The organism is Nitrosomonas communis (assembly GCF_024102715.1).
GTDB lineage: Bacteria > Pseudomonadota > Gammaproteobacteria > Burkholderiales > Nitrosomonadaceae > Nitrosomonas > Nitrosomonas communis_B.
The window spans coordinates 1-8,360 of sequence record NZ_JAGFJM010000112.1 but is presented as its reverse complement, the minus strand read 5'-3'; the positions used below and the strand labels follow the sequence as shown (position 1 = coordinate 8,360).

Genomic DNA, 8,360 nt, shown 5'->3' with positions numbered 1-8,360 from the left:
GGTTACCAAACGGCACGAAGGCCACCTTCAAAATCGTCGACGCGGGGATGTCTCGGCGCCCCCCCTGCTTCGACATGCGCTTGCGCTACGCGCCGGTAGTCACGACGGAAAAAGGCGAGAAAGTTTTGCGCCAGATAGTTTTTATCCTCATCACTGAGCGTTCCCATAATGCCAAAATCTACGGCAATATAACGACCATCCAATCCGACAAAAATATTACCGGGATGCATGTCGGCGTGAAAATAGCCATCCCGGAATACTTGTGTAAAAAAAATTTCAACCCCCATACGCGCAAGCTGGGGGATATCAATGCCATGTTCACGCAGCGTGGTGACGTGGCTAATAGGGATCCCTTTCACTTGCTCCATGACCATGACCTCAGTATTACAGTAATCCCAATAGACTTCTGGAACGAATAGTAATGGAGAATCAAGGAAATTGCGCCGTAACTGACTGCAATTGGAGGCTTCACGAATTAAATCGAGCTCATCCTCCAAATGACGTGCAAATTCTGTGACTACTTCGCGTAACTTTAAGCGTTTTCCGTCCGGCCAGGTTGATTCGAGCAGCCACGCGCCAGTTTCCATCAATGCAACATCGTGTGCAATGACGGGAGCGATATCAGGACGTAGAATTTTTACTGCGACTTCCGTGCCATCATGTAATGTTGCAAAGTGAACTTGAGCGACTGATGCGCTGGCTACTGGCTGTTTTTCGAATTTAAAAAATACTTCATTAATGGGTTTTTCATAGACTTTTTCTAACGTGGCAACTGCCAGATCAGATGGAAAGGGAGGCACTTGATCCTGGAGTTTTGCCAGTTCATCCGCAAAATCCTGCGCCAGCAAATCACGGCGAGTGGAAAGCATTTGCCCAAACTTAATAAAGATGGGTCCTAGTTTCTCTAGCGCCAGACGTAAGCGCACGGCGCGTGGCAATTTGAGTCGCGCCCGGAATGGTACTAACTTGGTAAGCGGCCGCAATAGCCGTAAACGAGGATGGCTTAGTAAAATGTCATCCAGGCCAAAACGAAATGCGACCAGAATAATTTTGAGGAAGCGGAAAATGCGCATTTATTCTTTAGGTTGACAAGGTATATAAATGAGTGGAGGAGCAAGAATGAGGATTATTGTTCGTTCTATTCTAACTCGTTTCACTGCTCCCTGTTCGTAAAGAAATATTAATCTTTGCGGGGAAAGATGACAGGCTGATTAAGCGGCGAATTCGTTTTTCCAGATGTGTTACGTGATCTTGTAGCGAGTTTACTTCTGTGATGAAACTATCAAAATGGTCATGATTGGATAAGACAGATTTCTCTTCCGTGAGGTACTCGGCCATGGCTTGAGATAGCTTAAGCAGGCTTGTAGACTGCCAATGGATCAAGTTTTGCCCTGTTTTAATTGCGCGGTGAGCTAACACATCTCCAAAAATGGCACTTAAATCTTGCTCGATATCCCAATGCAGATTTTTCGCAATGAGTAGTAATTCATTGGCAAATGCAATATCCCCCGTAGTCTTGACTTCATGAAAAGCATTTTCATCGTGCATAATCAGGCGCGGTAATAGTCCTGGTGCGATAATGAGTATGGTATCGGCCATGGAATTGGCGGGGTGGGCTAATGCTAATTTTCCATCGCTTTGTATCACTATGCTCAAATCAATTAGAGGGAGAATGGAAAGATGCACAGATTTGCCTGCATAGGATTGCAAGCGCCTACATGCCCATGATTCTTCACTCAATAGATGATTAAATGCAGTAAGTGCAATGGATGGTAGCATAGATAATGGAATAATTAGAGCTTGATCTTCATGCTGTGTAACTGTCGTCAGTTGTTTCTTAAATAAAAAAGATCGATTGCTTTATGATTGAAATCATAGTGATTATCTAGTCTGTAATCATATTTATCCAAGCTAGCTTGAGGCCGTATTAGAAAATTTTGTGTCAGGATTGATTTGCTTTATGCCTAGCTATAATTTCAATATGATTCTCTGAATTTAGCCATTCATTTCCCAGTCTCTTGATGATAACTTCAGAAAGCGTCGCTTCATCATGCGTTGCCAATTCAGAAAGAATTTGCCATGCAGTGTGAGTTAAATTGATAGTTTTAAGCTGCGGTCTATATTTCTGGTTTTCAATTTGATCTCTTGCGATACTAATTGCATTTTTTAGCTGGATCCACTGATTTTCATTCAACCATTTCCTGCACCATTCGTTAAGGGTGATTGAATCGTATCTGGCATCCCGATACTCAAGCCTGGCAATTAGGTGTTGCGTCTCGTCCGTAGCTAGCCAGCATGAATTATTAGTTATCTGATCATCAATGAAACTCACCGCAGCATTTTTATCTTGCTGTCTGATTACATATCTTTGACCGGCCATGTTGTTCACCAGTTTGTATCAAAACTATGAAGAGTTTTTTAGGAATACTACAGGCCATCATAATAATCTCGCAAGTGTTTTTTATTTGAATTTAGGGTAAGGAGATAGTGTTCTTACCAAGAAACGTGTAGAATTGAGGGTCATTCTGATTGTTTCAATTTCAAGCAAGATCGGTTAATTCAGTGGCTTTATTCGTTCAAAAATATGGCGGTACATCGGTTGGTAGTACCGAGCGCATCAAAAATGTAGCTCGGCGCATTGCAAAATTTTGTGCTCAGGGCCACGAGTTAGTGGTGGTTGTCTCTGCTATGAGCGGAGAAACTAATCGTCTTATCGCATTAGCTAAAGAAATTCAATCCAATCCAGATCCTCGTGAACTGGATGTAATGGTTTCTACTGGAGAGCAAGTTACCATTGCATTGTTAGCGATGGCATTGATGGAGCTTAATATTAGAGCTAAGAGTTATACAGGTGCACAGGTCAGGATATTAACCAATAACGCACATACCAAGGCACGAATTCTAAAAATAGATGAAGACAGAATTCGCGCTGATCTAAAAGCAGGATATGTTGTGGTAGTTGCGGGTTTTCAGGGCATTGATGAAGCCAATAATATTACTACGCTAGGGCGCGGTGGATCGGATACAACTGGCGTGGCGCTAGCGGCGGCACTTAAGGCTGACGAATGCCAGATTTACACTGATGTTAATGGTATTTATACGACGGATCCTCGTATCGTCCCTGAAGCAAGGCGGTTAAAAACAATCACCTTTGAAGAAATGCTTGAGATGGCGAGTCTCGGTTCTAAGGTATTGCAAATACGTTCTGTTGAATTTGCTGGTAAATATAGAGTCAAGCTCAGAGTGCTCTCTAGTTTTGAAGAAGAAGGAGATGGCACGCTGATCACTTTTGAGGATGATGATAATATGGAACAGGCCGTTATTTCAGGCATTGCTTTTAATCGCGATGAAGCAAAAATAACCATACTGGGTGTGCCAGATCATCCAGGCATTGCTTACCAAATTCTTGGTCCTGTTGCTGATGCTAATATCGATGTGGATATGATTATCCAGAATGTGAGCCATGATGGGACAACTGATTTTTCCTTTACTGTAAATCGTGGTGAATTTATCAATACAATGAATATATTGAGGGATAAGATTTTGCCTCATATCGGTGCACGAGATGTTATTGGTGGTGATAAAATTGCCAAAGTTTCAGTAGTGGGTGTGGGAATGCGTTCGCATGCGGGTATTGCCAGCAAGATGTTCCGCGTTTTAGCTGAGGAAGGAATCAATATCCAGATGATTACAACTTCAGAAATCAAGATATCAGTAGTTGTGGACGAGAAGTACATGGAGCTTGCTGTGAGAGTGCTTCATAAGGCTTTTGATCTGGATCAGACGCTATAAGTCTGTAAAGAAAAAACACAAAAATTTGACCTTGAATTTTTTACCCGCTATCCTTGCGGCTTTCAAGGAGAGATGGCCGAGTGGTCGAAGGCGCTCCCCTGCTAAGGGAGTATAGGCTCAAAAAGCTTATCGAGGGTTCGAATCCCTCTCTCTCCGCCAGTTATTAATATAAGTGGTTGATTAAAAATAAAATGTAATTTAAATATTATTTCTACCGTACCATTTACCGTACTGATAAACAATACTTAACTACGTTTCATCTGTAAAAGCTCTAGACTTGATCTGACAGCTTAGAAAATTAATCTTAATTGGATCTGACATTGACTATTAAGAATTCGATCCTTTGTAGTCAGCCGTATTGACCTAATCGAAAGCCAGCTAAGCCAGCTTACAACAGTAAGCCAACCTTCGGCTTCAGTGACTATCTGCATTACCCCGAAAACACTTTTGTCGCAAGGCTGCCTTCCAAGGACTAAATTCCGTTCGCCGACGACCATGCCGATCTCTATTGTTCTGGCAAGAACGCCGCTTGCTTGTCTCGGAAGCACCTGATGAACAACATCGAGGCTGGCAGGATCGTTTTGGTTCACGATCTGCATGGAGGATTTCTCCAAGATGGTGAAAGTCTTTGAGCGAAATAGATATCGTTCCTCTCGGTGATCAACAGTTCAACACCACGACGTCGATGGGTCGGTTGATTCTGAACATCTTCCTGTCGTCCGCACAGTTCGAGCGAGAGATCATCGACGAGCGCATCCGTGACAAGATCGCGGCCAGCAAGCGCAAGGGGATGTGGATGGGTGGCATTCCACCACTCGGTTACGATGTCGAAAATCGCCGATTGGTACCGAACGAGCGTGAAGCCAAGATTATAAGGCATATCTTTCGGCGTTTCGTCGAGTTGGACTCCAGCACCATGTTGGTCAAGGAATTGAGGCTGGATGGCGTAACGTCGAAATCCTGGGTAACCCAGGATGGCAAAGTGCGTGAAGGCAAGCCTATCGATAAGAGTTTAATCTACAAAGTACTCAACAACCGTGCTTACCTTGGAAATTTGCGTCACAAGGAACAGTGGTACCAAGCTGAGCATCCACCGATTATCGATCGTGTTCTGTGGGACAAGGTGCATGCCATCCTCGCTACCAATGGGCGCGTGCGTGGCAATGCTACTCGGGCGAAGGTGTCGTACCTGCTCAAAGGTATCGTGTTTGGCAATGACGGCCGAGCTTTGTCACCCTGGCACACGACCAAGAAGAACGGACGGCGCTATCGTTATTACATTCCGCAGCGTGATGCCAAGGAGCATGCGGGTGCATCGGGGTTGCCACGTTTGCCTGCTGCAGAACTGGAATCGGCGGTACTCGACCAACTGCGTGCGATCTTACGCTCACCAGATCTGTTGAGAGAAGTGCTACCGCAGGCGACCAAGCTCGATCCAACCTTGGATGAGGCTAAAGTGACCGTGGCCATGACTCGACTCGATGCGATTTGGGAGCAACTATTTCCAGCGGAGCAAGCACGTATCGTAAAGCTTTTGGTCGAGAAGATCATTGTTTCGCCCAACGATCTAGAGGTGAGATTGCGTGCCAACGGCATTGAGCGGCTGGTGCTGGAAATGAGTCCGAAGCCAATTGAGCAACATGAGGAGGCATTGGCATGAGCGATATCCGAATCAGCAAAACAGGTGAGCCGGATATTATCCAGGCAAGTGATGGTAGGTTAACTCTGTTTGTGCCAATACAGATCAAACGTCGCAGCGGGCGTAAGCTGGTCACGTTACCCAATGGTGAAACTGCAAAGGCTCGGCCTTGGGACACGGCGGCAACACCACTGCAGTTAGCCTTGGCCCGCGGCCACCGATGGTTAATCATGCTGGAATCGGGTGAAGCAAAGTCACTCAGAGAAATCGCTGCCCGCGAAGGAGTCGATAGTAGCCACGTAAGCCGGATGGTCAACTTGACCACGCTTGCGCCGGATATTGTGGCTGTGATTCTGGATGAAACTTTGCCCGATAACATTATCTTGTTCGATCTTGCGGTTGACCCGCCGGCGTTGTGGGAGAAGCAGCGGGAGAGGATCAATTGTGCTTCAGTTACTTGAGTTCTTCCCGTTTTTTCAAAATAATAATCCGAAATATTCATTCTTTGAAGTGCTAAGTTGAGAAAAAATAAATGTTTCTTTGCACGTTCAACAATTAGTTTGACTACACATCTTGTTAGACGTATATTTTTGTAGCAAAAAGTGTGCTTACTTTTCTTGTACCCTGATGAAGACATAGTTTTTTTAAGGGGGTGGGTGGATGGTTAAGATAGCAGTTGTTTCGTGTGCTGACGCTGTAGATGATTCTGAACAAAGTTCCTGGACTAACGTCATAGCCCATGACCCGGATTGCCTCGTGTCGCTTGGTGACAATATTTACATGGACTGGGGGAAATTTAATAAGAGGCGGCTTGGGGCTCCAAAGAATTGGAGTGATAAAAAATTTGCTGAAAACATGTATGACAACTACAAGCGGCAATGGAACGTACCGTCTTATCAACAGGCAGTTAAGGCTATCCATCAAATATGTGTTATTTGGGATGACCACGATTTTGCATGGAATAACAGCTACGGTTCTGATGGTGTTGGAAGCTCACAGGATGAATTTTTTGTATGGCCTGAGCGCCGCAAGATATCCCGAGCGCTTTTCGAACAATTCCGAGCGGCACTTGCCGGGAAAGTGGTGCAATACCCACCCTATCCTTTTTCCAACGGATTTTCTCAAGTAGAAGATCTTGGCGGCATCTATCAAACGGTTGATTTAGCTAACGACATAAAGCTTATCCTCACCGACGGGCGGACTTATCGAAACCCAAACAAAAAAGACCTCCTTGGACAACAACAAAGAAGTTGGCTTCAGGATCAGTTATTGAATCTACCCGCAGTCAATTTGATCGCATCGGGAAGCACGTTGCGAGACAAAGATTCAGGTTGGAAAATTTTCCAGGACTGGGAGTGGTTAAAAGGACTCTCATCAGATCATAATATTCTTGTGCTAAGTGGGGATATCCATACACTCCAGTTTAATGGCAGCGGTGAATATGGACGGATTTTTGAAGTTGTCGCCAGTGGTATCGCCCGTCCGCCTGGGATTACACGGCTGGCTGGGAAAACCACCAATAACTATGCAATCCTCCGCATTGATCTGGATCAAATCACTATTGATCTATGCCGAAAAGAAGAATTGATTCAACAGTCTAGAATAGATCGACAGAGATGGGCGGAACTTTGAAATGACGTTCTTTCTGGTTATTTTGGAAGCACTAACTGCGCTCATCGTTAGTGTATTGCTCTAGTCAGTACATGGAATTGTGTAATGGCGATGGTTAATAGATTCTTGATTTCGATAAATAATCTGTTATGTCGCAAAGTTTTCATGTGAGTGCTCTTAACTTATCATTTTTGGCTAGAAAAAAATTATTTTGATGTCATCTGCATGACAGTGATCCGGTAAGCTTTACATAGACGACTTAAAATGAAGAGCTGGAGATGGCAGGACATGAGTAAATAGAGAAGTTACGGCGTTGAACATGCACGCTGGATTCAAGATTGAAGCGGTAAAACTTAAACTTGATCAAAATTTAACCTATCTTGAGGTTGGTACACGCGATTAGATGTATTGCCCAAGCTGATTCAGCGATGGGACAAGCAGTGTGAAGCGGGAGGGATTCTACAACTGGGATCGCCGGCGCATTCGACGCGTTATTTTTGATAATAGGAGGTTTTATGAGTAACTTAACCGAATCTTTAACTGCTAATTTTTCTACGTGTAAATTACCGCGATTACATACCTACTTTGCTCTGGTTTTATTGCTATTTGGATGTGCTGCAACCTCTAAAGAATCTGATAAGCCCATTACCACATTATCAGAAGAATTTACACCTGTGATTGATACAAATAAACCTAAGAGTATTTTTGTGTTCATGGATGGTACAGCAAACAATCCAGATAAGCCCACTAACATTTATCGTGCCTACAAAGAAATTAAAGCAAATAATGATAAGCAGACAATTGCTATATATTTGTATGGAGTTGGGAATACGGATAGTCCAAAAGCTGGTAAGGCTATAGCCATTGGAATGGAGAATCGTACAAAGCAAGCATATGCATTCATCATTAAGAATTACAAACTAGGAGATCATATTTATTTGTTTGGTTTTAGCAGAGGAGCGCTTGCTGCTCGTTCCTTAGCTGGTCTTATTTCATATGCTGGCATTCCTAAGATATCAGAGGATGAACACGAAAAAGAGATTCTGCTAAAGATAAGTAACAAAATTATAGAGATGACTAAAGATGTAAGAGAATATGAATATGAAGATGCTTGGAAAAATTGGGCGCCTGGAGATAAACCATTGTTAGCAGATTTAATTCGAAATGAAATGATAAATGGAAAAAAAGGAAGAGAATCACAACCTGCTGAAGTTAAATTTTTAGGTGTTTGGGATACTGTACCAGGTAGTAAATTTCTAATGAATGAGTACTTCGGCGATACTGACCTATCCTGTAAAGAAAAATTAGATTGGAATAA

General features: G+C 43.5%; 8 protein-coding genes, 1 tRNA gene and 1 pseudogene. 6 read left to right on the top strand and 4 right to left on the bottom strand.

The window, feature by feature from the left end:
- Positions 1–8 precede the first annotated feature (8 nt).
- From J5I83_RS11115 to J5I83_RS11105, 3 genes and pseudogenes are all read right to left on the bottom strand, one after another.
- Positions 9–1,073 (bottom strand): annotated as a pseudogene (locus tag J5I83_RS11115) (AarF/UbiB family protein); the annotation flags it as partial.
- Positions 1,074–1,143: 70 nt separating this feature from the next.
- A complete protein-coding gene (locus tag J5I83_RS11110; RefSeq protein WP_304056032.1) occupies positions 1,144–1,686 on the bottom strand; it encodes a ubiquinone biosynthesis protein in 543 nt (180 codons plus the stop codon).
- Positions 1,687–1,942: 256 nt separating this feature from the next.
- Positions 1,943–2,380: a hypothetical protein gene (locus J5I83_RS11105; RefSeq protein WP_304056029.1), complete on the bottom strand. Its 438-nt coding sequence runs from the start codon at positions 2,378–2,380 to the stop codon at positions 1,943–1,945.
- Positions 2,381–2,562: 182 nt separating this feature from the next.
- Between J5I83_RS11105 and J5I83_RS11100 the strand changes: the two genes are divergently transcribed.
- Positions 2,563–3,792 (top strand): aspartate kinase, encoded by a 1,230-nt coding sequence (locus J5I83_RS11100; protein WP_304056033.1) that lies wholly within the window; start codon positions 2,563–2,565, stop codon positions 3,790–3,792.
- 66 nt (positions 3,793–3,858) lie between these two features.
- Positions 3,859–3,951: transfer RNA gene (locus tag J5I83_RS11095), tRNA-Ser, on the top strand.
- A 131-nt stretch (positions 3,952–4,082) separates the two neighbouring features.
- On the opposite strand, the gene J5I83_RS11090 is transcribed toward J5I83_RS11095, so the two are convergent.
- Positions 4,083–4,391 carry a hypothetical protein gene (locus J5I83_RS11090; protein ID WP_304056026.1) on the bottom strand — a complete coding sequence of 103 codons (309 nt, stop codon included), beginning with the start codon at positions 4,389–4,391 and terminating at the stop codon, positions 4,083–4,085.
- An 86-nt stretch (positions 4,392–4,477) separates the two neighbouring features.
- Here J5I83_RS11090 and J5I83_RS11085 point away from each other — a divergent pair, with 86 nt between their 5' ends.
- From J5I83_RS11085 to J5I83_RS11070, 4 genes are all read left to right on the top strand, one after another.
- Positions 4,478–5,452 (top strand): recombinase family protein, encoded by a 975-nt coding sequence (locus J5I83_RS11085; RefSeq protein WP_304056023.1) that lies wholly within the window; start codon positions 4,478–4,480, stop codon positions 5,450–5,452.
- Positions 5,449–5,892 carry a LacI family transcriptional regulator gene (locus J5I83_RS11080; RefSeq protein ID WP_304056022.1) on the top strand — a complete coding sequence of 148 codons (444 nt, stop codon included), beginning with the start codon at positions 5,449–5,451 and terminating at the stop codon, positions 5,890–5,892. The genes J5I83_RS11085 and J5I83_RS11080 overlap by 4 nt, the downstream gene beginning before the upstream one ends.
- Positions 5,893–6,091: 199 nt before the next feature.
- Positions 6,092–7,063 (top strand): alkaline phosphatase D family protein, encoded by a 972-nt coding sequence (locus J5I83_RS11075; protein ID WP_304056021.1) that lies wholly within the window; start codon positions 6,092–6,094, stop codon positions 7,061–7,063.
- Positions 7,064–7,557: 494 nt separating this feature from the next.
- On the top strand, positions 7,558–8,360 hold an 803-nt coding region (locus J5I83_RS11070; RefSeq protein ID WP_304056018.1), incomplete at its 3' end, for a DUF2235 domain-containing protein.

What these genes read in the sequence shown, in the direction of transcription:
- J5I83_RS11105 (WP_304056029.1), bottom strand. Translation starts at nt 2,380, where the DNA reads ATGGCCGGTCAAAGATATGTAATCAGACAGCAAGATAAAAATGCTGCG.
- J5I83_RS11090 (WP_304056026.1), bottom strand. Translation starts at nt 4,391, where the DNA reads ATGCAGATCGTGAACCAAAACGATCCTGCCAGCCTCGATGTTGTTCAT.
- J5I83_RS11085 (WP_304056023.1), top strand. Translation starts at nt 4,478, where the DNA reads ATGGGTCGGTTGATTCTGAACATCTTCCTGTCGTCCGCACAGTTCGAG.
- J5I83_RS11080 (WP_304056022.1), top strand. Translation starts at nt 5,449, where the DNA reads ATGAGCGATATCCGAATCAGCAAAACAGGTGAGCCGGATATTATCCAG.
- J5I83_RS11075 (WP_304056021.1), top strand. Translation starts at nt 6,092, where the DNA reads ATGGTTAAGATAGCAGTTGTTTCGTGTGCTGACGCTGTAGATGATTCT.